Origin of the sequence: Tsukamurella sp. USMM236 (assembly GCF_037148755.1) — a bacterium.
Lineage (GTDB): Bacteria > Actinomycetota > Actinomycetes > Mycobacteriales > Mycobacteriaceae > Tsukamurella.
Genome location: NZ_JBBCSS010000002.1, coordinates 869,336 through 894,479, shown reverse-complemented (window position 1 = coordinate 894,479; position 25,144 = coordinate 869,336). Strand labels below are relative to the sequence as shown.

Genomic DNA, 25,144 nt, shown 5'->3' with positions numbered 1-25,144 from the left:
TCGTCGGTTCAGGAGATCGACCGCTCCACGAAGTCCAGCTGGGCCAGCGTGTACTCGCGCGCGCAGCTGTGCAGCTCGATGGAGTGGCCGACGCCGCCCATCACGCGCACGTCGATCGGGCCGGCGGTGAAGTGCCGGGCCAGGGCCGCCCGTGCCTCGTCGTCAGAGCGCCAGATCTTGTCGTGCTCGGCGAAGGTCACCTGGACCGGCGCGGTGACCGACGCGCCGACGGCGGGGAGGCGGTCGGCCCAGTCCACCACGTCGCAGAGCTCCGGCATCGGCATCGGGCGCAACAGCTCGGCGTCGCGGGCGACGTGCGCGGGGGTGAACGACCCGTCGGGGCCGAGCATGACGCCGGCATGGGCCTCGGCGGGCAGCGCGATCGCGGGGGCGTCGCCGCGCAGGCCGCCCCACATCTCCCGGATGCCCGGCTGCCACAGCTCGCCGAGCCCGCTGATCTCCACGCCCGCGGGCGCTTCGGCGGTCTTGGTGGCGGTGAGCAGCGCGAGCATGCCGCCGATCGAGTGGCCGACGAGCACCGTCGGCAGGTCGTACTGCGCGCGCAGCGCGTCGACCGCGGCCGCCAGGAGCGTGGACTGCTCGTCGAAGCCGAGCTGCTCCGCGGGGACCGTCGCGCTGCCGCCGTAGCCCGGTCGGTCGATCGCGACGACCGTGTACCCGTGCTCCGGGGCCAGGGCGAGCAACGAATCCGCGCCGACGTGGAAGTACTCGGAATCATAAGTGCCGCCGTGGATCGCGACGATCAGGGCGCGCGGATCGCCCGGCGCCTCAGCCACGCGTGCCGCGAGCGGAACGCCTGCGGCGTCGATGGTCGTGGAGGAAACTGCGGAGGTGGTCGTCATGATGCGGTGCTCCTTGGATGGTCGACGCGGACGGTTGACGGCCGGCGTTCGCGAGTGAGGTTACGCCGATGGTGAAGTTTCGTCGGCAATGTCAAGAAAACTCCGCCGACCCCTTGTGTGTCAACAGTCACGTTGATAAATTGACGAACATGTCAGAGAACGATGTGCAGTCCCCAGCCCGCTCGGCGCACGAGGCCGGGTTGGTCTCCTATCCCGACGAGTACGTCGCCCGCTACCGGGCGGACGGTCTGTGGCGCGGCAGGTCGCTGCCCGACGAGCTGACCGACGCGCTCGCGCGGTTCGCCGACCGTCCCGGCCTCGTCACGCCGGAGGTCCGGTGGACGCACGGCGAGTTGCTCGGCCGGGCGCGGGCGTTCGGCGCGGGCCTGCTCGCGGGCACCGACCTGGAGCCGGGCGAGCCGGTGATGTTCCAGATGGGGAACGTGGCCGAGACCGTCGTGGCCTACCTGGGCGCCCTGATCGCGGGACTGCGCCCCGTGTGCACCCTGCCGCAGCACGGCGAGCGCGAGATCGGCCTGCTCGCGCAACACGTCGGCGCCCGCGCGACGATCGTGCAGGCGGACCACGGCGCGGGCGAGACCCTGGCCGTCGCCCGCGCGCTGCACGAGTCCGGCGCCCTGCCCGTGGTCGTCGTGGCCCGCGGGGACGCGATCGGCGACACCCCCACGCTGGAGCGACTCTCCGAGCTCGGCGCCACCGCCCCCGCGCCGCCGGCGGTGGATCCCGCGCAGATCGCCGTCTTCCAGCTCTCCGGCGGCACCACGGGCCTGCCCAAGGTGGCGGCCCGGCAGCACGAGGAGTACGTCCACAACTCGCTCGCTTGGGCGGAGACGCTCGGCTACGACGGCGACACCAAGCTGCTGTACCCGCTGCCCGTGATGCACAACGCCGGCATCGGCCTCGCGGTGCAGCCCGCGATCCTCGCCGGCGCCCAGCTGGTGCTCGCCCCGTCCGCGCGGACCTCCGACCTGCTCGACCTCATCGCCGCCGAGCGGCCGACGTCGCTGCCGCTGGTCCCGCCCGCCGTCGCGGTGCGGCTGCTGGAGGATCCGCGCAGCCGCACCACCGATCTCACGTCGATCGCGGACTTCGTGGTCGGCGGACAGGCGCTGCCCGAGGAGGTCTCGCAGCGACTGCGCGACGAGCTCGGCATCGCCGTCCGGCAGATGTTCGGCATGGCCGAGGGCATGTTCCTGGTGACGCCCGGCGGCGCCGACGAGGACGTGCGGCACCACAGCGTGGGCGCACCCGTCTCGCCCGCCGACGAGGTGCGGATCGCCGAGGTGGGCGGCGACGATCCGGTCGCGCCCGGCGAGATCGGCGAGTTCTGCGCCCGCGGTCCGTACACGATCCGTGGCTACTACCGCGCCGACCGGCACAACCGCGACTCCTTCAGCGCCGACGGCTTCTACCGCACCGGTGACCTCGCTCGCGCGCACGTGATCGGCGGCGTCACCGTCTATTCGATCGAGGGGCGGATCAAGGACGTGATCAACCGCGGCGTCGAGAAGATCCACGCCGAGGAGATCGAGGAGGTCATCCTGCGCCACCCCGACGTGGTCAGCGCCGCGCTCGTCGCGATGCCCGACCCGGTGCTCGGCGAGCGCGCCTGCGCCTACCTCATCGTCGACGACGGTGCCGAGGCCCCGACCGTCGCGACCCTCGGCGAGTTCCTGCTCGGCCAGGGTCTCGCGAAGTACAAGCTGCCCGAGCGGATCGAGGTCGTCATCGAGTTCCCCCTGTCCAACGTGGGCAAGGTGTCGAAGAAGGACCTCCGCGAGCGCATCGCGGAGCAGCTCGCCGCCGACCAGTCCGCCACCGCCCGATAGGAGACCGCCATGACTTCTCATACCCCCCCCGGCCGCACCGTCGCGATCATCGGCGGCGGCCCCGCCGGCCTCGCCGCCGGGCGCCTGATCAAGCTCGCCGACCCGAACGCCCTCGTCACCGTGTACGAGCGGACCGACAGCAGCAGCGAGACCTTCGGCTTCGGCGTCGGGCTCACCGAGGCCACGATGAACAACCTCGCCAAGGTCGACCCGCAGACCGCGGACCGGATGCGCGAGGTCAGCCACGGCGGCCACTCGCTCGTGCTGCGCACCGACGCCGGTGACGTGGGCCTGCACGGCGCGCGGAACCTCGCGATCGGCCGGGCCGCGCTCCTCGAGGTGCTCACCAAGGCGGCGCTCGAGGTGGGCGTCGAGATCCGCAGCGGTGTGAAGGCCGGCCTCGACGACGTCTCGGCCGACGTGATCGTCGCCGCCGACGGCGCGCGCAGTGCCGTCCGCGACGCCGTGGCGGACGGGCTCGGCGTGCACGTCGACTACGGCCGACTGCACTTCATGTGGTGCGGGACCGATTTCGCCGTCGACAACGCCAACTTCACCTGGCGCGGCGAGGGCGACGAGCTGTTCGTGGTCCACGCGTACCCCTACGCCGACGACCGAAGCACCTTCCTGATCGAGGCCGACGACATCACCTGGGAGGCCGCGGGGCTCGCGGCCAACGCAGCGGCGACGCCCGCAGGGGAGTCGGACACCGCGAGCCTGAGGCACCTCGAGCGGGTGTTCGCCCGCGAGCTGAACGGCGGTGAGCTGCTCGCCAATCGCACTCGCTGGGCGCAGTTCCCGACGGTGACCCTGGACCGCTGGTCCAGCGGCAACGTGGTGCTGATCGGCGACGCGGCGCACACCGCGCACTACACGATCGGCTCCGGCACCAAGCTGGCGATCGAGGACGCCATCGCCCTCGCCGCCGCGCTCGCCGCGCACGCCGACACGGACGCGGCCTTCGCCGCCTACGAGGCCGCCCGCCGCCCCTCGGTGCAGCGGTTCAAGCACCTCGCCGCGCGTTCGCAGAACTGGTGGACCAGCTTCCGCGACCGCGCCGGCGCGGCGCCGGAGGCCACTGCGCTGTCGTACATGACCCGGGCGGGGAACCTCGGGATCGAGCACTACGCGGCCGAGTTCCCGGAGGCGGCGGCCGTCGCGCTGCGCGGCCTGGGCGCCGAGCCGGCGGGGGACTGGGGCACCGTCGACGACTGGGTGCTGGACCTGCCGCTGGAGACCGAGGCGCTGCGCGCACCGTCGAAGGTGATCGGCGTCGAAGAACTCCAGGACGCGACCCGGGTCGAGTGGAACGGCGGCGCGGCCTGGGAGGCCGGGCACGACGCCTTCGTCGCGGACGCGACCGCCGCACCCTCGGCCGTGGTCGTGGTGGGCGGACCGTCGGACCCCGCGGCGGTGGGCGCGCGGATCGACCTGGCCGAACGGATCCGCTGGGACGGCAAGACGGTCGTGGTCGAGATCCCCGCCGCGCTGCGCGCGGAGGCGGCCGCGGCCGTGGCCGTGGGCCGGGCCGACGCGGTGGTGCTCACGGCATGAGCGTCCCGGCGGCCGGTCGCGCCGCGGGATAGGGTCGTCGACATGTCGACAGTGGAGAAACCGGGCCGCGGATCGCGGCGGCGGGATCTGATCGTCGGGGACGTGCTGGACGCGGCGACGGACCTGTTCGCGGTCAAGGGGTACGACGCGACCAGCCTGCAGGACATCGCCGACGCGGTGGGTGTCTCGCGGCCGGCGCTGTACCACTACCTCAGCAGCAAGGAGGACCTGCTGGTCATGCTCGTCGAGCGGGTCTCCAAGGATCTCGCCGACGTGATCGAGGAGCTGCGCAACCGGTCGGACCTGGCGCCGACCGAGAAGATCACGCTGCTCACCGAGCAGCTGGTCCAGCAGCGCGCCGAGCACCCGAGCCAGTTCCGGATCCTGGACCGTTCCGAGATGATGCTGCCGGAGGAGGCGGGCGCGGTGCACGCGCGCGCCAAGCGGCAGGTGCTGCGCGAGACGATCGCGATCATCGAGGAGGGCGTCAAGAAGGGGGAGTTCGTCCCCGTCGACGCCCGCACCGCGGCGCTGAGCCTGCTCGGCATGTGCAACTGGGTGGCCTGGTGGGCGCGGCCCGCCGACGCCGTCGAGGTCAAGGCCATCGTGGACACCGTCGCCGCGCTGGCCCGGCGCATGCTGTGCGTTCCGGAGTCCGGCGACGGGGCCTCGGGGCCCGCCGGGCTGCTCTCGGAGATCCGGGACCGCCTGGACCGCCTGGAGCCCCTGATCTGACGCCCGCTCCCACAACCGAACACACGCACTCGCCCGGCCGCATCGGCCGGGCGAGTGGCGTTTCTCGGGCCGGTTCGTGACGGCGACGTAGACATGTGAACATGAGTGTTGACAATTTTACGAAGGCGTCGAATACTGGAAGGGAACGACGAACCACACGCAGAGGAGCACCATGAGCGCCAAGCCCATCCGGATCGGACTGGTCGTCCCCAGCTCGAACGTCACCGTCGAGACCGAGATGCCGCGGATCCTCGGCCGGCACCCGGAGGAGGCGTTCACCTTCCACTCCAGCCGCATGCGGATGCAGAAGGTCTCCCCGGAGCAGTTGCGCGCCATGAACGCCCAGCGCGAGCGCTGCGTCATCGAGCTCGGTGACGCGGGCGTCGACGCGATGCTCTACGCCTGCCTCGTCGCGATCATGTCCACCGGCCTCGGCGAGCACCACGGCGTGGAGGCGAAGATCGCCGAGCAGCTCTCGGAGGGCGGCAGCGACGCCCGCGTGCTCTCCAGCGCCGGCGCCCTCGTGGACGCCCTCAGCGACATGGGCGCCACGCGGATCGCCGTCGTCACCCCGTATCTGCGCCCGCTCGCCGAGCAGGTGATGGCGTACCTCGAGCACGAGGGCCTGACGGTGACCGACTGGCGCGCCCTCGAGGTGGCCGACAACGCCGAGGTCGGCTGCATCCCCGGCGACCGCGTCATGGAGGCCGCGCGCAGCCTCGACCTCACCGGCGTCGACGCGCTCGTGCTCTCCGCGTGCGTCCAGATGCCCTCGCTCGACCTGGTCCAGGCCGCCGAGGACGAGTTCGGCATCCCCGTGATCACCGCCGCCACCGCCGGCGCCTACCGCATCCTGCGCTCCGTCGGCGCCACCGTCGACATCCCCGGCGCCGGGTCGCTGCTGCGCGCCGATGCCGCCGCCCCGGCCGCCGCCGGCGCCTGACCCCACTCGCCACCGGATAAGGAGAAGACATGTCCGCCAGCACTTCCGAGCACCGCGTCCAGGGGGTCGACCACGCCGCCTTCCCGACCTTCGACCCCGTCGGCACCGTGAACTTCTACAACGGCGTGCTCAAGTTCCCCATCGTCCACTCGATCTGCGCCGCGGGCTGGGGCCCCGAGAACCACCCCGACTTCATCCACTTCTTCTTCGACATCGGCAACGGCGACCGGATGGCGTTCTTCTACTACTTCGGGCTCGAGCCCTTCGGCGACCAGAGCGCCCCCGGCGACTCCTGGGCGCGCCTTCCCCAGGGCACGCCCGAGTTCTTCAAGAACTCCCGCCACCTCGCCATCCACGTCGACGGCGAGGAGGACCTGCTGGAGTACCGCCGCCGCCTCGACGCCTCGGACTGGCCGTGCGAGATGCAGGTGATGCACGAGACCATCGAGTCGATCTACACCCACGATCCCAACGGCTACATGATCGAGATCACCCGCGCCCTGCGCCCCGTGACGCCCCAGGAGGACCTGGACGCCGCCCTCACCCTGGAGGCGCTGTGCGACGTGGTCTCGGGCGGCACACCGTCGATGGACGCGCTCCTGATGCGCAAGGCCGAGCTGATCGTGGAGAAGGCCGAGAGGTGGGAGGAGCGGCAGCGGGAGCTGGCCGGGCTCGTCGCGACCGGCGATGCGACCGGCGACGCCGCGTGGAACGCCGACGAGGAGGCCGAGGTCCGATGAGCCGCATCTACGTCCTCGACGTCCCCGAGAACGAGGGCGTCCTCAAGGTCGCGGGCGCCGAGCCGCGCAACGAGATCGTGCGGGTCGGTCCGTACTTCCGGATCACCCGGCCGGAGGAGATCGCGATCGATCGCCGCGCCACCGGCTGCCGGCACGCCGTCTGGTACAGCGCCCTCGCGGGCCTGGAGGACTCGCGCGTCGCCCAGCACGACAAGGACGCGCTCCGGGTGGTGGACCGGTGACCACCGCCGAGCGCGCGGGCGCCGCCACCGGCCTCGGCGCGGGCCGCTACCTCGACGCCGAGGCCGTGCCCGACGGCACCGTCACCACCCCCGTCGAGCTGAGCACCGTCGACGGGGCCAAGGTCTCCGGCCTGCTCCGCACCGTGCCCGGCGCCACCGCCGTCGCCTTCCTCATGCACCCCCGGCAGGACTTCGCGCACCACGTCCTGGTGCCCGAATTCCTGCGTCGCGGCGTCGCCGTCTGGACCCAGGGCAGCCGCACCCAGGGCAACGACCTGACGCTGCTGCACGAGCAGGCGCTGCTCGACATGGCCGCCGGCCACGCCTTCCTGCGCGACGAGGGCTTCGGCACCGTGATCGCGGTCGGCCACTCCGGCGGCGGCGCGCTGGCCGCCTTCTACCTGGAACAGGCCGGCCTGCCCGCCCAGGAACGGCTCGCACGGACCCCGAGCGGCAAGCCCGTGAAGCTGCGCGACGCGCGGATGCCCGCACCCGACCTCGCGGTGTTCATGGCGCCGCACCCCGGACAGGGCGAGCTGCTGCTCCGCATGATCGACCCGTCGGTCGCCGACGAGGACGACCCCCGTTCGATCCTGCCCGAGCTCGACCCCTTCAGCCCGGACAACGGCTACGCGCCCGCGCCCGCCCCGAGCACCTACCCGCCCGAGTTCGTGCAGCGCTACCGCGCGGCGCAACGCGCGCGGGTGGAGCGGATCGACGCCCTCGCGCGCGAGCGGGTGGCCCGCGCCCGCGCCGCCCAGCAGCGGTTCGCGGAGTCCGGCGACCCCGCCGACCGCCGCGACGCGCTGGCCACCGAGTTCATCACGGTGCACCGCACGGACGCCGACCTGCGCTGCACCGACCCGTCGCTCGACCCGAACGACCGGCCCTACGGCTCGCTGTTCGGTTCCCGGCCCGACCTCACCGACTACGGCGTCGTGGGCTTCGGGCGGCTGACCACCCCCGACGCGTGGCTGTCCACGTGGTCGGCGCTCAGCAGCAACGCCGGCTTCCTGCGCTGCGCCCCCGCCGTCACCGTGCCGACCCTGTTCGTCGAGATCACCGGCGATCAGGCGTGCTTCCCCGACGACGCCCGCGCGATGGTCGCGGCGTTCGGGACCGACGACATCGAGCACGTACGGGTGCGCGGGAAGCACTTCGGCGCGGCCCTCACGGCGGGCGAGCGGACGGCCGCGGCGCTCGCCGGCGATGAGATCGAGCGCTGGCTCGGGGCCCGCGGGATCGGCACCGCGGGCGCATAATCGAGTCGTGAAGTACGTGCTGCTGATCTGCGACGACGAGGACGGCTCGCCGACCAACGAGGAGATCGCCGCCGACCCCGCCTACCGCGCCTACGACGAGGACCTCCGGCGCCGCGGGGCCATGCTCGGCGGGGCCCGGCTGCGGCCCGTCGCCGACGCCACCACCGTCCGCGTGCGCGGCGGCGAGACCCTCGTCTCCGACGGGCCGTTCGCGGAGACCAAGGACGTCGTCGGCGGGATCGACATCATCGAGTGCGCCGACCTCGACGAGGCCCTCGCGATCGCCGCGAACCACCCGTACGCGGCCCGCGGGTGCGTCGAGGTCCGGCCCGTCTGGGAATGACCGCCCCCGACGCGGTGCAGCGCGCGGTCGCCGACGCGTACCGGGACGAGTGGGGCCAGGTCGTCGCCACGCTGATCGGTCTCACGGGCGACTGGGACCTCGCCGAGGACTGCACGCAGGAGGCCTTCGCCGCCGCCCTCGCGACCTGGCCCCGGGACGGCGTGCCACCGCGGCCCGGCGCGTGGCTCACCATCACCGCCCGGAACAAGGCGCGGGACCGCCTGCGGCACGACGCCACCGGTCGCGAACGGACGCGCCGGCTCGCGGCGCTCGCGAACCCGGGGGAGGACGAGCCGCCGGACCACATCCCCGACGAGCGGCTGCGCCTGATCTTCACCTGCTGCCACCCCGCGCTGCCGCTCGCCGCCCGCGTCGCCCTCACACTGCGCACCCTCGCCGGGCTCACGACCGGCGAGATCGCCGCCGCGCTGCTCACCACCGAGTCGGCGACGGCCCAGCGGATCGTCCGGGCCAAGCGGAAGATCGCCGAGGCGGGGATCCCGTACCGCGTCCCGCCCCCGGACCTGCTGCCGCAGCGCCTCCCCGCGGTGCTGGCCGTCGTGTACCTGATCTTCAACGAGGGCTACGACGAGGTCGACGGCGTCCGCGACCTCACCGGAGAGGCCCTACACCTCGGACGCGTGCTGGACCGGCTGCTGCCCGACGAGCCCGAGGCGCGCGGCCTGCTCGCCCTCATGCTGCTCAGCGAGGCGCGCCGCGCCCACCGGGTGCGCGACGGGGTGCTCGTGCCGCTCGAGGAGCAGGACCGGAGCCGCTGGGACCGGGCGCTGATCGAGGAGGGCCTGGCCCTGCTGGACGCGGCGCTCGCCGCCGGGCGGCCCGGCCCCTACCAGGTGCAGGCGGCGATCGCCGCCTGCCACGCGTCGGCGCCGGATGCGCGGCGCACGGACTGGCGGCAGATCGCCGTGCTGTACGCCGAGCTCGCCCGCACGGCGCCGTCACCCGTCGTCGAGCTCAACCGGGCCGTCGCGGTCGCCATGGCCGACGGTCCGCCCGCGGGCCTCGCGATCGTGGACGGGCTCGCCGACATCGGCGCCCTCGACGGCTACCACCTGCTGCCCGCGACCCGCGCCGACCTGCTGCGGCGGGCCGGGCGCACGACCGAGGCCCTGGCGGCGTACGAGGAGGCCCTGGCGCTCGCGCCCACCGACCCCGAGCGCGCCTACCTGGCCCGACGGGTGCGCGAGCTGCGCGGCGGACGCCGGCCGGAGAACTTCTTCGCGGCGGATGTCGATTCCGGGCGCTCCCATCCGTAGGTGGGGTGGACGACCCCCGACCGAAGGAGCCAGATCATGTCGACCATGGAGAACACCCAGTACCTGACCGCTTCCGTGACGATCGACCGCGCGCCGGAACGCGTCCTCGCCGCGGTCCTGGACGTGCGCGGATGGTGGACCGAGAACCTCATCGGCCACTCCGCCGCCGTCGGCGACGAGTTCGTCTTCACCGACGACGCCGCGTACCCCGGGGAGACCTCCCGGGCCAAGGAGGGCATCCGGTTCTGCCGGTTCCGGATCACCGAGGTGAGCCCCACCCGGGTCGCCTGGCACGCCGTGGACTGTGAGATGACCTTCATCGAGGACCGCCACGAATGGCGCGACACCGACGTGATCATCGACCTCACGCCGGTGGACCGCGGCACCGAGCTGCGCCTCACCCACGTCGGTCTGACCGCCGAGTCGGAATGCTTCGAGGCCTGCTCGCGCGGCTGGAGCTTCTACGTGCGCACCAGCATCCCGCAGCTGGTCACGACCGGTGCGGGGCAGCCCATTCCCCGGTATCCCGACGCGGACGGCGCCGGCGGGGCGGCACCGTCGGAAACACGGGCGTAACCGAACGGCCCGAACCCGGGCCGACCGGTTACACACGAGCAACACGAGCGCCCCCGCAGGGAAACCGCGGCCGCCGAAGCTGTTCTCACTCGCACCGCAACGGCGGCGCGCCCGAGGAGGTTTCCCGTGCTCTTGGCTTCTGTGCCCGACGAACTGTTCGGCAAGGTCGACTCCGGCACCACCGCGTGGATGCTGATGTCCGCGGCGTTGGTGCTGCTCATGACGCCCGCCCTCGCGTTCTTCTACGGCGGTCTGTCCCGCCAGAAGAGCGTGCTCAACATGATGATGATGTCGATCGGCTCGCTGGGCCTGGTCTCCGTGATCTACGTGCTGTGGGGCTACTCGATGTCGTTCTCCGGGGAGGGCAACTACCTCGGGATGTTCGACAACCCCTTCAAGTACTTCGGCCTGGACCAGCTGATGGAGACCAAGACGTCGGGCGAGGACACCCTGGTGGTGCTCAACGCCGCGGGCAGCGGCCTCCCGGCGATCGTCTTCGCCGGCTTCCAGCTGACCTTCGCCGTGATCACCGTCGCGCTGATCTCGGGCGCTCTCGCCGAGCGCGTGAAGTTCGGGACGTGGCTGCTGTTCACCGGCATCTGGACCACCGTCGTGTACCTGCCCCTGGCCCACATGGTGTGGGGCGGCGGCCTGCTGTCGGGCGCCGAGGGCGGCATCGCCGCGAAGATGTTCGGCACCACCGACGGCCACGCCACCGTGGCGCCGATCGACTTCGCCGGCGGCACCGTGGTGCACATCAACGCCGGTATCGCGGGCCTCGTGCTGGCGATCATCGTCGGCAAGCGCCTGGGCTTCGGCAAGCACTCCTACCGCCCGCACAACATCCCGTTCGTGATGCTCGGCGCCGCCCTCCTGTGGTTCGGCTGGTTCGGCTTCAACGCCGGCTCCGCGCTCGGCGCCAACGCCACGGCCGGCCTGGCCTGGGTCAACACGACCGCGGCCACCGCCGCCGCGATGCTCGGCTGGCTCGCGGTGGAGAAGTTCCGCGACGGCCACGCCACCACGGTCGGTGCCGCGTCGGGCGTCGTCGCCGGCCTCGTCGCCATCACCCCGGCCTGCGCGAACGTGACCCCCGTGGGCGCCCTCATCCTGGGCGTCGTGGCCGGCGTCGCCGCCGCCTTCGGCGTGGGCCTCAAGTCCAAGTTCGGCTTCGACGACTCGCTCGACGTGGTGGGCGTGCACCTGGTGGCCGGCGTGATCGGCACCGTCGCCCTCGGCTTCCTGGCCAAGGACACCGGCCTGTTCTACGGCGGCGACTACAAGCAGCTGGTCGTGCAGATCGTCATCGCCGCAGTCGCCCTGGCCTTCACGGCGATCCTCACCGCGGTCATCGCCTTCGCGCTCAAGCCGCTCGGCTGGCGCGTCGAGAAGGAGGCCGAGGCCGACGGCATCGACAATTCCGAGCACGCAGAGACGGCGTACGACCTGGTCTGAGGTGACCGGATCTAAGCTGAATCCACAACCGACTTAAGCGAAGGAAACTCTTATGAAGCTGGTCACCGCGATCGTCAAGCCCTTCACGCTCGAGGACGTGAAGGCGGGCCTCGAGCAGGCCGGGATCCTCGGTATGACCGTCAGCGAGGTGCAGGGCTACGGCCGGCAGAAGGGGCACACCGAGGTGTACCGCGGCGCCGAGTACTCCGTGGACTTCGTGCCCAAGGTCCGCATCGAGGTCGTCGTCGACGACGCCGTCGTGGACAGCGTGGTCGACGTGATCGTCGAGGGCGCCCGCACCGGCAAGATCGGCGACGGCAAGGTCTGGGTCACGCCCGTCGAGTCCGTCGTGCGCGTGCGCACCGGCGAGCGCGGCAACGAGGCCCTGTAGCGACGATGACGGTGCCGGGCAGGGCGATCGTGACGATCGGGGAGAGCGGGTCGCCCGCGGGCGGCGGGCAGACGGGCGGACTCAGCGGCGCGAAGGAACTCGTCGCCGCCCGCACCCGCCTCCTCGACCGGGCGTCGGGCCCGCACCGGCTCGAGCCCGCCGCCCTGCGCGGCGCCCTCGCCGACCTGGCCGAGGTGTGGCTCACCACCCACGGCGCTGCCGCCGGCATCGGCCCGGACAGCGGGCTCGCCCTCGTCGCGGTCGGCGGCCTGGGGCGTCGGGAGCTACTGCCCCACAGCGACTTCGACCTCCTGCTCGTGCACGACGACGGGCTGGACCCGGAACGCGTGACGGCCGTCGCCGAGAGCATCTGGTACCCGCTGTGGGACGCGCACATCAAGCTCGACCACAGCGTCCGCACCGTCCCCGAGGCGGTCCGCGTCGCCCAGTCCGATCTCACCGCGGCCCTCGGGCTGCTCGACGCCCGGCACATCGTCGGCGACGAGGAGATCACGAACCTGCTCATCAGCGGCGTGCGCCGGCAGTGGCGCGCCGACATCCGCTCCCGCGTCGACGACCTCGCCGAGCAGGCGCGCGAGCGGTGGCGCCGCTCGGGGGAGATCGCCCACCGTGCCGAACCCGACCTCAAGAACGGTCGCGGCGGCATGCGCGACGTGCAACTCCTGCAGGCCCTCTCGCTGGCGCAGCTGACCGACGGGATCCCGACCCCGTCGGCCACGCCGAACGGCACCACCGGCAATGACCTGGCCGCCGCCTACGCCCGGCTGCTCGACGTGCGCACCGAACTGCACCGCATCGCCGGCCGTGCCCGGGACCAGGTCCGCGCCCAGGAGGCCGACGAGATCGGCGCCGCGCTCCGCCTCGGCGACCGGTTCGACCTGGCCCGCACCATCAGCGACAGCGGCCGCACCGTGGCCTACGCCGTCGACGTGGGCATCCGCACCGCCCAGAACGCCCTGCCGCGCCGCGGCTTCTCCCGGCTGCGCCGCCCGCCCGTGCGGCGCCCCCTCGCCGAGGGCGTCGTCGAGCACGCCGGCGAGGTCGCGCTCGCCCGCGACGCCCGGCCGGACCGCGACACGGGCCTCACCGTTCGCGTCGCCGCCGCGGCCGCCGCGTCCGGACTGCCCATGTCGGCGTCCACCCTCGCCCGGCTCGCCGAGGTCACGCCCGCCCCGCGCAGCCCCTGGTCGGCGGAGACCGTCGCCGACCTGCTCGCGCTGCTCGGCGCCGGGCGCGGCGCCGTGCCCGTGATCGAGGCCCTCGACCGCACCGGCCTCTGGGGGCGGCTGCTGCCGGAGTGGGGCGCCGTGCGCGACCTCCCGCCGCGCGACGCGGTGCACACCTGGACCGTCGACCGGCATCTGATGGAGACCGCCGCGCACGCCGCCAACCGCGCCACCGACGTCGCCCGGCCCGACCTGCTCGTGCTCGGCGCGCTGCTGCACGACCTGGGCAAGGGCCGCGGCGGCGATCACAGCGTGATCGGCGCCGAACTCGCCGAGGCGATCGCCGCCCGGCTCGGGCTCTCCGCCGACGACACCGCCCTCCTCGCCGCGATGGTCCGGCACCACCTCCTGCTGCCCGCCGTCGCCACCCGGCGTGACCTCGACGATCCCGCGACGATCGAGATGGTCGCGGAGAAGATCGGCCACGATCCCGTCCTGCTGGAGCTGCTGCATGCCCTCGCGGAGGCCGACTCGCTCGCCACCGGGCCCGGGGTCTGGGGCGACTGGAAGTCGCGGCTCATCGGCGAGCTCGTCCGCCGCACCAACCGGGTGCTGGACGGGGAGCCCGCGCCGCAGCCCGGTCCCGTGCCCGAGGAGGTGGCGGCGCTCGCCGCGGCGGGCGGGACGCACGTGCGGATCACGCCCGCGCCCGCGCTGGGGCCGCACACCTTCACCGTCGCCGTCGTCGGCCCCGACCGGCGCGGCGTCCTCGCTCGGATGGCGGCCGTGCTCGCGCTCGCCGGCCTGCGGGTCCAGAGCGCCACCGTCGGCGCCGTGGGGGAGTCCGCGGTCAACACCTTCCTCGTGGTGCCCACCTTCGGCGACCCGCCCGATCCGGCGGTCGTCCGGCAGCGGCTCCTCGCCGCGCTGGACGGTGCCGACGTGCTCGCCGAGCTGCGCGCCCGCGAGCGCGCCGCGTCGGCCCCCGTCGACGGCAGCGTCGCCGCCCCGCCGCTGCGGGTAGCCGCCCCACCCCGGCTGCGCTGGTTCGACGGTGCGCCCGGCACCGTCGTCCTCGAGGTCCGGTCCGGCGACACCCCCGGCCTGCTCGCGCGGGTCGCGGGCGCCCTCGACGATGCCGACCTCGACGTCCGGTGGGCCAAGCTGGCCACGCTCGGCGCCACCGCCGTCGACGTCTTCTGCCTCGCGGTGCCCGGCGACGAAGCGGCCGTCCGGGCCCGCGCCGAGGAGGCCGTCATCGCCGTTCTGCCGGAGGCCGCGCCGCCTGCGCCACCGGACGACGAGCCGACCCGATAGTCTGGAGCAATGTTCGAATCCCTCTCCGATCGGCTCACAGGCGCGCTCAAGGACCTGCGCGGCAAGGGCCGGCTCACCGACGCCGACATCGACGCGACGGCGCGCGAGATCAGGCTCGCGCTGCTCGAGGCCGACGTCGCGCTGCCCGTGGTGCGCGCCTTCGTCGCCCGGGTCAAGGAGCGGGCCAAGGGCCACGAGGTCTCGGCCGCGCTCAACCCCGCGCAGCAGATCGTCAAGATCGTCAACGAGGAGCTCGTCGCCATCCTCGGCGGCGAGACCCGGCGACTGAACCTGGCGAAGACCCCGCCGACCGTGATCATGCTGGCCGGCCTGCAGGGCGCCGGTAAGACCACGCTCGCCGGCAAGCTGGCCGCCTTCCTCAAGAAGCAGGGCCACACGCCGATGCTCGTGGCCTGCGACCTGCAGCGTCCCGGCGCCGTCGACCAGCTGAAGATCGTCGGCGAGCGCGCCGGCGTGCCCACCTACGCGCCGCACCCCGGCACCTCCGTCGGCGGCGAGGGCGAGCTCGGCGTCAGCGCGGCCGACCCCGTCGAGGTCGCGCGCGGCGGCATCGCCGAGGCCCGGGCCAAGCAGCACGACGTCGTGATCGTCGACACCGCCGGCCGCCTCGGCATCGACGAGGAGCTGATGGGGCAGGCCAAGGCGATCCGCGACGCCGTCGACCCCGACGAGGTGCTGTTCGTCCTCGACGCCATGATCGGCCAGGACGCGGTGACCACCGCGCAGGCCTTCGCCGACGGCGTCGACTTCACCGGCGTCGTGCTCACCAAGCTCGACGGCGACGCCCGCGGCGGCGCGGCGCTCTCGGTCCGCGAGATCACCGGCAAGCCGATCCTGTTCGCGTCCACGGGCGAGAAGCTCGACGATTTCGACGTCTTCCACCCGGACCGGATGAGCTCCCGGATCCTCGGCATGGGCGACGTGCTCTCGCTCATCGAGCAGGCCGAGCAGCACATGGATCAGCAGAAGGCGGAGGAGGCGGCCGCCAAGATCACCTCCGGCGAGCTGACCCTCGAGGACTTCCTCGACCAGATGCTGATGATCCGCAAGATGGGCCCCATCGGGAACCTGCTGGGCATGCTGCCCGGCGCGGGCCAGATGAAGGACGCCCTCGCGGCGGTCGACGACAGCCAGCTCGACCGGATCCAGGCGATCATCCGCGGCATGACCCCGGCCGAGCGCAGCGACCCGAAGATCATCAACGCCTCGCGCCGCCTGCGCATCGCCAAGGGCTCCGGCGTCACCGTCACCGACGTGAACCAGCTGGTGGACCGCTTCTTCGAGGCGCGCAAGATGATGTCGCAGATGGCCGGCTTCGGTGGCGGCGCCCCCAAGCGGCTGTCCAAGCGCAAGCAGAAGGGCAAGCAGGGCAAGAAGAACAACCGCGCCCGGCAGACCGGCCCCGCGGGGCCCCGCATGGGCGGCGGCTTCCCCGGGATGCCCGGCATGCCCGCCGGAATGGACCTGTCGAGCATGCCCAAGGGCCTCGACCAGCTGCCCCCCGGCCTGGAGGGCATCGACATGGCCGCGCTCGAGGAGCAGCTGCGCAAGAAGCGGTAGGACCTCGCGAAACCGGCGGAATCCTGCGGTACGGGGCCGTAAATGGCCTCGTACCGTCGAAATCGCCCGGTTTCACGACGTAGGGTTGCCCGGGTGAGCGATCTGCACTTCACCGGCGCCGTCCTGCCCGGCGGCGAGGGCGAGTTCTGGGTGTCCGACGGTGTCGTCCACCTGTCGGATCCGGGCGGTCCCGCCACCGAGCTGCGCGGCTTCGCGGTGCCCGGCTACGTCGACGCGCACTGCCACGTCGGCATCGTCGAGGAGGGCGAGCCCGACCTGGTGCGCGGCCGCGCCCTCGCGCTGGAGGACGTCGCCGTCGGCGTCACCGTGATCCGCGAACCCGGCTCCGACCTCGACACGTCGCCGCTGGACGGGCAGCCCGGCCTGCCGCGCTTCGTCCGCATGGGCCGGCACATCGCGCTGGTCAAGCGGTACACCCGCGGGCTCGGCGAGCAGCTCGAGGACCCGTCGCAGCTCGTCGACGCGGTGCGCCGTCGCGCCGCCGAGGGACACCCGTGGATCAAGCTGGTGGGGGACTGGATCGACCGGTCCGCCGGCGACCTCGCGCCGCTCTGGCCCGACGACGTGCTCGCCGAGGCCGTAGCCGCGGCGCACGACGCCGGTGCCCGGATCACCGCGCACGTCTTCGGCGAGGACGCCCTCCCCGGGCTGCTGGCCGCCGGCGTCGACGCGATCGAGCACGGCTCGGGCCTCACCGCCGACACCATCGAGATCATGGTCGAGAAGGGGATCGGCCTGGTGCCCACCATGATCCAGATCGAGAACTTCCCCTCCATCGCCGCCCCCGCCCGCGACAAGTTCCCCACCTATCACCGGCACATGATGGCGCTGCACGACCGTCGCAAGGCGACGTTCCGGGCGGCCTGGGAGGCCGGCGTCGCCATGTACGCCGGCACCGACGCCGGCGGCTTCAACGTGCACGGCGCCCTGCCCCGGGAGATCGAGGCGCTCGCCGCCGTCATGCCGCCGGAGGAGGCGATCGCCGCCGCGTCCTGGCGGGCGCGGCAGTGGCTCGGCTTCGCCGGGGTCGACGACGGCGCCCCTGCCGACCTGGTGATCTACTACGAGGACCCGCGCGTCGCGCTCGCCCACGGCGCCCTGCCGGCACCGTCGGCCGTGGTGGTCCGGGGCGAGCTCGCAGACCTGCCCCGGTAGCCGCTAGGCGTGCGCGCGGAGCGCGGCGATGACCCACTCCGCCGCCGGCACCATCGCCGGGCGCGGCGGCCAGCCGTTCAGGACGCCCAGCAATGACCAGTAGCGCTCGACCCGCGCGTCGGTGAAGGTCACCATCTGATCGGCCATCGCGGCGCGGTCCGTGCCCTCCGGTAGGAGCGTCGCCAGTAGCGCCGCGGCCTCCGCCGAATACGGCGCGGTCCCGTTCTCCGCCGCCGTGCGGGCGGCCTCGAGGTCCACCATCACCGGCGCCTCCGTCGCCGCGGCGCCCGTGACCGCCATCTCGCGGGCCCGGGCCCGGAACCCCTCGTCCGCGACCAGCGCCGCCAGCTCGATCCACGCGTCGACCTGGGCGGGCGTCGGATCGTCGGGCAGTTCGGCGGGCATCGACCGCATCCCGTTCGCGATGTGCGCGCCCGGGGCGTCCGGGGCGATGCCGGCGAAGGCCTCGTCGACGAACGCGTCGATGATCCGCTGGCGCTCCGCCGCGGACAATGTCGCCATCTCGTGCATGATTCTCAACTCCTCGGTCGTACTGTTCCTGGTGGCGACCGACCGCAGCACCGCCCGCCGGATCCGCAGCGTGCGGATCTCGGCGTCGAGGGCCTTCGCATGTGCGTCGGCCACCGCGGCGAGGCCGACCTGCTCCGCGAGAACGGCACGCACCGTCTTCACGTCGAGGCCCAGCGCGCGCAGCGTCCGCACCAGCTCGAGCCGCGCCACCGATTCCGCGTCGTATAGCCGGTATCCGGCCGCGCTGCGGATGGTGGGGACGAGGCCCTCGTCGGACCAGAACCGGATCGTCTTCACCGACGCCCCGGTCCGGGCCGCGACGTCGCCGATGCTGAACAGTGCGCTGTCGTCGGTCACGGGATCAGCCTGCGGTCTCCAGTGGGGGGAGAGTCAAGAGGTACTGGGGCGGGCGATGCCGGCGAGGCTCTGCCCGCTCGGCTCCGACGGTGCCTGCTTCCGCTTCGCCGGGCGGGGCCGGCCGACCCACCACTGCGCCTTCGGCGCGCGGCTCAGCAGCTCGACGATGCCGAGCGTGATCACGATCGTCAACACGTACGCGACCGCGGTGCCGAAGGGGGAGGGCAGCACCGTCGTCAGCCAGGAGGCACCGTCGGCCGTGCGGGGGAGGAGCAGGGTCTCGAGGACCATGACGTGCACCAGGAAGACGCCGAAGGAGCGCTTGGCCCCGTAGGACGCGAACCGGGTGAGACGGGGCAGCCGGTGCCGGTTGCGGGCCAGCAGCAGGCCCACCGTGTACACCGCCGCCACCAGGACGACGTAGAGGACGAAGTTGGCCGGCTGGAAGACGGCCGACGCCACGATGGGCGCGGTCTCGTCGCCCAGGCGCACCCGGTAGAGCACCTGCGCGCCCACGGCGACGAGCGCCGCGGCCGCGAAGATCAGCGGGGCGTGCCGCAGCAGGACCGCCTCGATCCGCTCCCGGTGGAAGGCCGCGACGACGCCCAGCAGGATGAAGAACTGGTACGGCACGAACGTGGCGTACAGGTGCCAGAAGTTCTCTCCCCACCACCCGGTGGTCGGGTTCCAGTAGGTGGCGGCGACGTAGATGCCCACCTGGAGGACCGCGCTCACGGCGAGGATCGGTACGTGGAACCGCCGGGTCCGCTCGACGAACGCGAAGATCAGCGGGAACAGCAGGTAGATCTGCAGCGTGACGAAGATGAAGTACAGCTGGTAGCCGTTGGTGCCGCCCCACTTGAGGCTGTTCCAGAAGTCGCCCAGCTCGGTGGGGATCCGGCCGCCGTTGCCGGCGACAACCATGTCGTACGCCCAGTAGGCGAACGCCCACAGTACGAACGGCGTGATGACCAGGGTGAGCCGCTTGCGCCAGAACTGCACGGGGCTCAGGCGCGCCCCGCGCTCCACGATGCCGTACGCCAGCACCAGGCCCGTGAGCGCGAAGAAGGCGTTGCGGGTGAAGTGCAGGTTCATCGCGATCGCGTTGGTGACGGTGCCGTTGACCTCGTCGTTGGTGTTCGTCAGCGTGTGGATGAACACCACGAGCAGGAAGGTGATCGTGCGGACGAAGTCGAGCTGGTAAAGATAGCCGCCGCGAGAACGGGCGACCGCGTCGCCGGCGGTCACCGGCGACGGGGCGGTGCGGTCCAGGTGCGTGGCCATATGTCTGAGTCTGCGGTCCGATCCTGCGAGGTGGCTGTCTGCGGCCTGGCAGGGGGCTACACCGGGCTGACGGTGCATCGCGCAGGCAACAACGGGGTTGAGTTTACCCGTCGGTAACCATTGCTTTCGCAACATCGGGGCCGAAGTGGCGCGAGTCACGTCGTGCACGGTCTGGTTCCGCCAGTCTACGGAGAACCCGGCGTCGGGGCGATTTCGCGCCGGTCGCACGGCGTGGCAGAATGGAACGCTGCTGACCGGCAGCGGCTGAGATACCGCCCCGGCGGTCACGCAACCAGACGGCAAAACCGGGTGCGTTCATCCTGACGCATCGCTGAATTGCACACGTGACTACACACGAAGGAACCACAGGCACATGGCTGTCAAGATCAAGCTCACGCGGCTCGGCAAGATCCGCAACCCCCAGTACCGCGTCGTCATCGCTGACTCGCGCACCCGCCGCAACGGCCGCGCGATCGAGTCGATCGGCAAGTACCACCCCAAGGAGGAGCCGTCGCTCATCGCGATCGACTCCGAGCGCGTGCAGTACTGGCTGGGCGTCGGCGCGCAGCCGACTGAGCCCGTCCTCGCCCTGCTGAAGATCACCGGTGACTGGCAGAAGTTCAAGGGTCTCCCCGGCGCCGAGGGCACCCTGAAGACGGCCGCCGAGAAGCCGTCCAAGCTGGACCTGTTCAACGCGGCCCTCGCGGCCGCCGACAACGAGCCGGCCGCTGCCGCCACCACGCCCAAGAAGAAGGCGGAGAAGAAGGCCGACGAGGCTCCCGCCGAGGCTGCTGAGGCTCCGGTTGAGGCCGCCGCCGAGGCTCCGGCCGAGGGCGAGTAAATGAGTGCCGTCGTCGCTGATGCCGTCGAGCACCTCGTGCGCGGCATCGTGTCGAACCCGGACGACGTCCGCGTCGACCTCATCACCGGCCGTCGCGGCCGCGTGATCGAGGTCCACGTGAACCCGGACGACCTGGGCAAGGTCATCGGCCGTAGCGGCCGCACAGCCACCGCCCTGCGCACCCTCGTCACCGGCATCGGCGGCAAGGGCATCCGGATCGACGTCGTCGACACCGATCGGGTTCGCTGACCCGATGGAGCTCGTGATCGGGCGTGTCGCCAAGTCGCACGGCATCCGCGGCGAGATCGTCGTGGACGTGCGCACCGATTCGCCCGAGCTCCGCTTCGCGGACGGCGCCGTCCTCACCGGCCGGCGCCCCCGCGAGACGAACACCCAGACGTACACCGTGGCAGCCTCCCGGAACCATTCCGGGAGGCTGCTGGTGCGTCTGCAGGGCGTGAACGACCGCACCGCCGCCGATGAACTGCGCGGCACCCTCTTCCTCATCGACTCCGCCGACGTCGAACCGAGCGACGACCCCGACGAGTTCTATGACCACGAACTCGAGGGCCTCGCCGTCCGCACCGTCGGGGGCGAGGACGTCGGCACCATCGCCGAGGTGCTGCACGCGCCCGGCGGCGAGCTGCTGTCGGTGAAGGCACCCGACGGCCGCGAGATCCTCATCCCGTTCGTCACGGCCATCGTCCCCGACATCGACCTCGCCGGCGGCGTCGTCACCGTCGACCCGCCCGAGGGTCTTCTCGATCCGGAGTAGCGACTGACATGCGCATCGACGTGGTGACGATCTTCCCCGAGTACCTCGCGCCGCTGCGGCAGGCGCTGCTCGGCAAGGCGGTCGACAAGGGCCTGCTCGAGTTCGGCGTGCACGACCTGCGCGACTGGACCCACGACGTGCACAAGGCCGTCGACGACTCGCCCTACGGCGGCGGGCCCGGCATGGTCATGAAGCCCACCGTCTGGGGCCCCGCCCTCGACGACGTCTGCCCCGACGACGCCCTGCTCGTCGTCCCCACGCCCGCGGGCGTCCCGTTCACGCAGGCCATGGCGCACGAGTGGGCCCGCGAGGAGCACATCGTCTTCGCCTGCGGCCGGTACGAGGGCATCGACCAGCGCGTCTTCGACGACGCCGCCCGCCGCGTCCGCGTGGTCGAGGTGTCCATCGGCGATTACGTCCTCATCGGCGGCGAGGTCGCCGTCCTCGTCATGGTCGAGGCCTTCGGCCGGCTCATCCCCGGCGTGCTGGGCAACAAGCTCAGCCACCAGGACGACTCCTTCTCCGACGGTGCCGGCGGCCTCCTCGAAGGCCCCTCGTACACGCGGCCCGAGACCTGGCGCGACCTCACCGTGCCCCCGGTCCTGCTGTCGGGCGATCACGCCAAGGTCGCGCAGTGGCGCCGCGAGCAGTCCCTCGCGCGGACCGCGGACCGTCGGGCGGATCTGCTGCCGCCCGGCGCGGGCGAGAACACCGCCTGACCGGCGGGACGCCACGCCGCATGTCCCCGGACCGATCAACACCGGGAACGGATCGCCGATCGGTATCGTCAACCCGGGGAACATCGCCGACGCGATCGCACCGCCGCGGCCGCGGCGATCGGCACCCCGGGAGGAGGACGCGTGGCAGGGACACCGGCGCCGGGTGCGACCGCGCCCGGATCGACGCGCACGCGCCTGCCGCTCCTCGTCGGGACCGTCGTGGCCCTCGGCGCCGCGGTCGTCGCCTGGGCGACCCTGCGGGTCTCCGACGCCCACCCCGGTTCCACCGCCGCCACGGTCCTGACGACCGCGGTCCTGGCGGGCCTCGTCGCCGCCCTCGTCGCATGGTTCGTCGCGGACCGGGTCCTGCGGCGGGTCGGCGTGCTGGAGAAGCGGTTCCGCGAACTCGCAGACGGTGATCCCCGGCTGCGCGTGGACGAGCCGGCCGGCGACGACGAGCTCGCCCGCCTGGCGCGCACGCTCAACGACGCCCTCGACCGCCGCCAGCGCGGGGCCGAGCGGCGCCTCGACTTCGTCGGCGACGCCGCGGACGCACTCCGCGGCCCGCTGGCCGCGGTCCACACGGACCTGCTCGCCGCGACCCGGCCCGGTGGCCCCGACCCCGCGCACGCGGTCCAGCGGGGCCTCGCCGCCTCCGATCGGCTGCAGACCGCCGCCGCCGACGTGCTGCTGCTCGCCCGCCTCCGCGCGGGCGACCGGCCGCGTCGCGAGATCCTCCCGTGGTTCGAGGTGATGACCGACGTGCGCGCCCCGGCACGGGCGACCTTCTCCGTCGAGGGCGACCTCGCGACCCTCGTCCTCGGCGCCCGCGCCCACCTGACCGTGCTGATGCAGTACCTCCTCGACGAGGCCGCGCGGCACGCCGAGACGGCCGTCGTGCTGCGGATCGCGACGTTCGACGACGCCGTCGTCCTCCGCGTCGACGACGACGGGCCGCCCATCCCCGCCGCCGAGCGCGCGCGGGCCTTCGCGCCCTTCGAGGATCCCGACCGGCTCCGCGCGGACGGCACCGGACTCGCGCTGGTCATCGTCGACGAGATCGTCCGGGCGCACGGTGGTTCCGTCCGCATCGAGGACTCGCCGCGCGGCGGATCGCGCCTGCGGGTGGAGTTCCCCGCGGTGCGGGGCGACGTCCTGCCGGACTGGGAGTCCCCGGCGCCCGGCGCGCGCTGATTGCCGCGGAATCCGCACCCGGCGCGCGGCCGCACGGCATGATGGTCGCAGCGGGCGTGGGGGCGTCCGCGGATTCGGGGGAATCATGGCTGAGATCAGCGGTGCCGCCGCGCTGCTCGCGGACGTGGAGCGCCGCGAGGCGGAGCTCGCGCGGCTCGACGAGGAGTTCCGCACCGCCCGGGTGACGGCGCGGTCGCAGGACCGGACGGTCGCCGTCACCGTCGACGTGCGAGGGCACGTCGTCGAGGTGGAACTGGCGCCCGGGACGCCGCGCGCGCACCCGCCGGAACGCTTGGGCCCGTTGATCGCCGAGCTCGCGGCCCGCGCGGCCGGCACGCTGCGCGAGCACTACGAGCGGCGCGCCGAGCTGACCCGGGTGCCGCGATGATCTTCGAGCTCGAGCCGGACGCCTGGGAGCGGGAGGCGCGCACCGTCGACGCGCTGGCGGACTCCCTGCCGGCGCCGGAGCCCCTGCCGCTGGCCGACGACCGGTACGCGCGCGCCCTCGGCGACGTCCCCGGCGCGTCCGACGCCGCGGCGCGGGAGCTGCACGCCGCCGCCGTCGCCGAGCTGCGCGCGTTCGCGGCGCTGATCCGGCATCGGGCCCGCCGGGCGGCCGGGGCCGACCGCGCCGCGGCCGAGGCGATCGAGGCCGTCCGGTGACGGATCCCGCCTTCTGGCCCCAGGAGCCCGGCCCCTACGCCGCGACGGGCGAGCACTTCCTCGCCACGCACGACGCGGCCCGGCGGATCGCCGCCGGCCTCGGGATGGCCCCGCCGTCGGGGGCGCTCGTCACGGCCGCCGAGCTGGACGGGGCGCGGGCGCAGTTCCACGCCGACTACGCGCGCCTCGTGGACGACACCCGCGCCCGCATGACCGACGTGGCCGCGCGCACCGCTCTGGCCCGCCTGGAGGCCCGCGGGCAGAACCCGCCCGGCGATCCCGGGGCCGAGCAGTCCGCCGACCTCGCGGACGAGCGGGGCCGCGCCGAGACCGAGGACGCCGCGGAGGAGGCCCGCCGACGGTCCGCCGAACTCGCCGCGGGGCACGGCGCCGCGGTCGGCTCCTTCGCGCCCTTGACCGGGATGGGCATGCTCGGCAGGTCCTTCGGCGCGGACGGTGCCCACCGTGCGGCGCCGTACGCGGTGCCCCTCACCGCTCCCGCCGACCTGGACCTGCGGCTGCGCGAGGTGTGCGGGGCCGTGACCGGGCCGGCGCGGGGCTGGGTGCGGATGGCGGTCGCCGAGGTGACCGACGAGGCCGGCCGGCCGTGGCGGCTGATCGGCACCACCGAGCTCGACGGCTATCTCCGTCCCGGCGTGATCCTGCGCGACGGAGAGCTCGCCGCCGGCAACGAGGTCTGGCCGGAGCTGTCCATCGCGACCTTCTGCGCAGCACACGGTTTCGCGCCGGGGCCGGTGGTCGGCGCGGTCGAACCGCCGCCCGACGTGTGCGAGTACCTGCGCGCCGCCGGCTTCGCGCCGATGTGGTCGTCCGACGCGTGGTCCGTGGGCTGGGAGGACGCCGATGCATCGCTCGACTAGCCTGCCCGACCTGGCCGAGGCCGTCGCCGCGGTGCCCGCCGACCAGCGGCACGCCGCGGGCGTCGCGCTGGTCGCCGGGGCCCTGGACCGCGCCGCCGACCCCGCTCTCGACGCCGCGGGCGAGGTGCTGCTCGACGAGCGGCGTGCGCCGGGTTCGCGGGGGAGCGAGGCGGACCGTCTGGCGGCCGCGGCCGACCGGCTGGACCGCGCGGCCCACGCGCGCCGCCTCGACGGCGACCACACCGGCTACATCCTGGGCTTCCAGTCCGCGCGGGTGATGGCGGCGCTGCACTTCCTCGTGCGCGACGGCGGCGCCGGTTTGGCCGACGTCGCCTACGAGGCGGTGATGGTGTGCGGCGCCACCGAGCCGGTGATCGCCGAACTCGTCGGTGCCCGCCGGTAGGGTG

The 25,144-nt window shown here is 73.1% G+C and carries 27 protein-coding genes; 24 read left to right on the top strand and 3 right to left on the bottom strand.

The window, feature by feature from the left end; all coding sequences use genetic code 11:
• Positions 1-8: 8 nt before the first annotated feature.
• Positions 9-863: an alpha/beta fold hydrolase gene (locus tag WFK95_RS10230; protein ID WP_336670607.1), complete on the bottom strand. Its 855-nt coding sequence runs from the start codon at positions 861-863 to the stop codon at positions 9-11.
• 149 nt (positions 864-1,012) lie between these two features.
• Here WFK95_RS10230 and WFK95_RS10225 point away from each other — a divergent pair, with 149 nt between their 5' ends.
• The 15 genes from WFK95_RS10225 to WFK95_RS10155 all read left to right on the top strand — a co-directional run bounded on the left by WFK95_RS10225 (position 1,013) and on the right by WFK95_RS10155 (position 17,492).
• Positions 1,013-2,713, top strand: a complete 1,701-nt coding sequence (locus WFK95_RS10225) for an AMP-binding protein (RefSeq protein ID WP_336670606.1) — start codon at positions 1,013-1,015, stop codon at positions 2,711-2,713.
• A gap of 9 nt (positions 2,714-2,722) precedes the next feature.
• A complete protein-coding gene (locus WFK95_RS10220) occupies positions 2,723-4,267 on the top strand; it encodes an FAD-dependent monooxygenase (RefSeq protein WP_336670605.1) in 1,545 nt (514 codons plus the stop codon).
• Positions 4,268-4,309: 42 nt separating this feature from the next.
• Entirely contained in the window at positions 4,310-5,002 is a 693-nt protein-coding gene (locus WFK95_RS10215) for a TetR/AcrR family transcriptional regulator (RefSeq protein WP_336670604.1), read from the top strand.
• Positions 5,003-5,174: 172 nt separating this feature from the next.
• Positions 5,175-5,945, top strand: a complete 771-nt coding sequence (locus tag WFK95_RS10210; RefSeq protein ID WP_336670603.1) for a maleate cis-trans isomerase family protein — start codon at positions 5,175-5,177, stop codon at positions 5,943-5,945.
• 29 nt (positions 5,946-5,974) lie between these two features.
• Positions 5,975-6,685: a VOC family protein gene (locus WFK95_RS10205; protein ID WP_336670602.1), complete on the top strand. Its 711-nt coding sequence runs from the start codon at positions 5,975-5,977 to the stop codon at positions 6,683-6,685.
• Positions 6,682-6,927 (top strand): hypothetical protein, encoded by a 246-nt coding sequence (locus tag WFK95_RS10200; RefSeq protein ID WP_224646260.1) that lies wholly within the window; start codon positions 6,682-6,684, stop codon positions 6,925-6,927. The genes WFK95_RS10205 and WFK95_RS10200 overlap by 4 nt, the downstream gene beginning before the upstream one ends.
• Entirely contained in the window at positions 6,924-8,189 is a 1,266-nt protein-coding gene (locus WFK95_RS10195) for an alpha/beta hydrolase (RefSeq protein ID WP_336670601.1), read from the top strand. The genes WFK95_RS10200 and WFK95_RS10195 overlap by 4 nt, the downstream gene beginning before the upstream one ends.
• A gap of 7 nt (positions 8,190-8,196) precedes the next feature.
• Entirely contained in the window at positions 8,197-8,532 is a 336-nt protein-coding gene (locus tag WFK95_RS10190; RefSeq protein ID WP_336670600.1) for a YciI family protein, read from the top strand.
• Positions 8,529-9,809, top strand: a complete 1,281-nt coding sequence (locus tag WFK95_RS10185) for an RNA polymerase sigma factor (RefSeq protein ID WP_336670599.1) — start codon at positions 8,529-8,531, stop codon at positions 9,807-9,809. The genes WFK95_RS10190 and WFK95_RS10185 overlap by 4 nt, the downstream gene beginning before the upstream one ends.
• Before the next feature lie 36 nt (positions 9,810-9,845).
• Positions 9,846-10,385: an SRPBCC family protein gene (locus WFK95_RS10180; RefSeq protein ID WP_336670598.1), complete on the top strand. Its 540-nt coding sequence runs from the start codon at positions 9,846-9,848 to the stop codon at positions 10,383-10,385.
• 126 nt (positions 10,386-10,511) lie between these two features.
• Entirely contained in the window at positions 10,512-11,840 is a 1,329-nt protein-coding gene (locus WFK95_RS10175) for an ammonium transporter (protein WP_336670597.1), read from the top strand.
• Between the two features lie 52 nt (positions 11,841-11,892).
• Complete coding sequence (locus WFK95_RS10170) at positions 11,893-12,231, top strand: P-II family nitrogen regulator (RefSeq protein WP_068524879.1); 339 nt, start codon at positions 11,893-11,895, stop codon at positions 12,229-12,231.
• Between the two features lie 5 nt (positions 12,232-12,236).
• Positions 12,237-14,735, top strand: a complete 2,499-nt coding sequence (locus WFK95_RS10165) for a [protein-PII] uridylyltransferase (RefSeq protein ID WP_443081541.1) — start codon at positions 12,237-12,239, stop codon at positions 14,733-14,735.
• Positions 14,736-14,744: 9 nt separating this feature from the next.
• Positions 14,745-16,316 (top strand): signal recognition particle protein, encoded by a 1,572-nt coding sequence (gene ffh / locus WFK95_RS10160; protein WP_336670596.1) that lies wholly within the window; start codon positions 14,745-14,747, stop codon positions 16,314-16,316.
• A 93-nt stretch (positions 16,317-16,409) separates the two neighbouring features.
• On the top strand, positions 16,410-17,492 hold the full coding sequence (locus tag WFK95_RS10155) for an amidohydrolase family protein (protein WP_336670595.1): 1,083 nt from the start codon (positions 16,410-16,412) through the stop codon (positions 17,490-17,492).
• 3 nt (positions 17,493-17,495) lie between these two features.
• On the opposite strand, the gene WFK95_RS10150 is transcribed toward WFK95_RS10155, so the two are convergent.
• Complete coding sequence (locus WFK95_RS10150; protein ID WP_336670594.1) at positions 17,496-18,380, bottom strand: MerR family transcriptional regulator; 885 nt, start codon at positions 18,378-18,380, stop codon at positions 17,496-17,498.
• A gap of 33 nt (positions 18,381-18,413) precedes the next feature.
• Entirely contained in the window at positions 18,414-19,664 is a 1,251-nt protein-coding gene (locus WFK95_RS10145) for an acyltransferase (RefSeq protein WP_336670593.1), read from the bottom strand.
• A 373-nt stretch (positions 19,665-20,037) separates the two neighbouring features.
• Between WFK95_RS10145 and rpsP the strand changes: the two genes are divergently transcribed.
• The 9 genes from rpsP to WFK95_RS10100 all read left to right on the top strand — a co-directional run bounded on the left by rpsP (position 20,038) and on the right by WFK95_RS10100 (position 25,140).
• Complete coding sequence (gene rpsP, locus WFK95_RS10140) at positions 20,038-20,505, top strand: 30S ribosomal protein S16 (RefSeq protein WP_336670592.1); 468 nt, start codon at positions 20,038-20,040, stop codon at positions 20,503-20,505.
• The gene (locus tag WFK95_RS10135) at positions 20,506-20,754 is read left to right on the top strand and encodes an RNA-binding protein (RefSeq protein WP_013126270.1); all 249 of its coding nucleotides are present in this window, start codon (positions 20,506-20,508) and stop codon (positions 20,752-20,754) included.
• A 4-nt stretch (positions 20,755-20,758) separates the two neighbouring features.
• A complete protein-coding gene (rimM, locus tag WFK95_RS10130; RefSeq protein WP_336670591.1) occupies positions 20,759-21,280 on the top strand; it encodes a ribosome maturation factor RimM in 522 nt (173 codons plus the stop codon).
• 8 nt (positions 21,281-21,288) lie between these two features.
• Positions 21,289-21,999, top strand: coding sequence for a tRNA (guanosine(37)-N1)-methyltransferase TrmD (trmD, locus tag WFK95_RS10125; protein WP_336670590.1), 711 nt, complete (start codon positions 21,289-21,291; stop codon positions 21,997-21,999).
• Between the two features lie 141 nt (positions 22,000-22,140).
• Positions 22,141-23,193: a sensor histidine kinase gene (locus WFK95_RS10120; protein ID WP_336670589.1), complete on the top strand. Its 1,053-nt coding sequence runs from the start codon at positions 22,141-22,143 to the stop codon at positions 23,191-23,193.
• An 85-nt stretch (positions 23,194-23,278) separates the two neighbouring features.
• Positions 23,279-23,581 (top strand): YbaB/EbfC family nucleoid-associated protein, encoded by a 303-nt coding sequence (locus WFK95_RS10115; protein ID WP_336670588.1) that lies wholly within the window; start codon positions 23,279-23,281, stop codon positions 23,579-23,581.
• Positions 23,578-23,856: a hypothetical protein gene (locus WFK95_RS10110; protein ID WP_336670587.1), complete on the top strand. Its 279-nt coding sequence runs from the start codon at positions 23,578-23,580 to the stop codon at positions 23,854-23,856. Before WFK95_RS10115 ends, WFK95_RS10110 begins: the two co-directional genes overlap by 4 nt.
• Positions 23,853-24,737 (top strand): hypothetical protein, encoded by an 885-nt coding sequence (locus WFK95_RS10105; RefSeq protein ID WP_336670586.1) that lies wholly within the window; start codon positions 23,853-23,855, stop codon positions 24,735-24,737. Before WFK95_RS10110 ends, WFK95_RS10105 begins: the two co-directional genes overlap by 4 nt.
• A complete protein-coding gene (locus tag WFK95_RS10100) occupies positions 24,721-25,140 on the top strand; it encodes a hypothetical protein (RefSeq protein ID WP_336670585.1) in 420 nt (139 codons plus the stop codon). Before WFK95_RS10105 ends, WFK95_RS10100 begins: the two co-directional genes overlap by 17 nt.
• Positions 25,141-25,144: the final 4 nt, after the last annotated feature.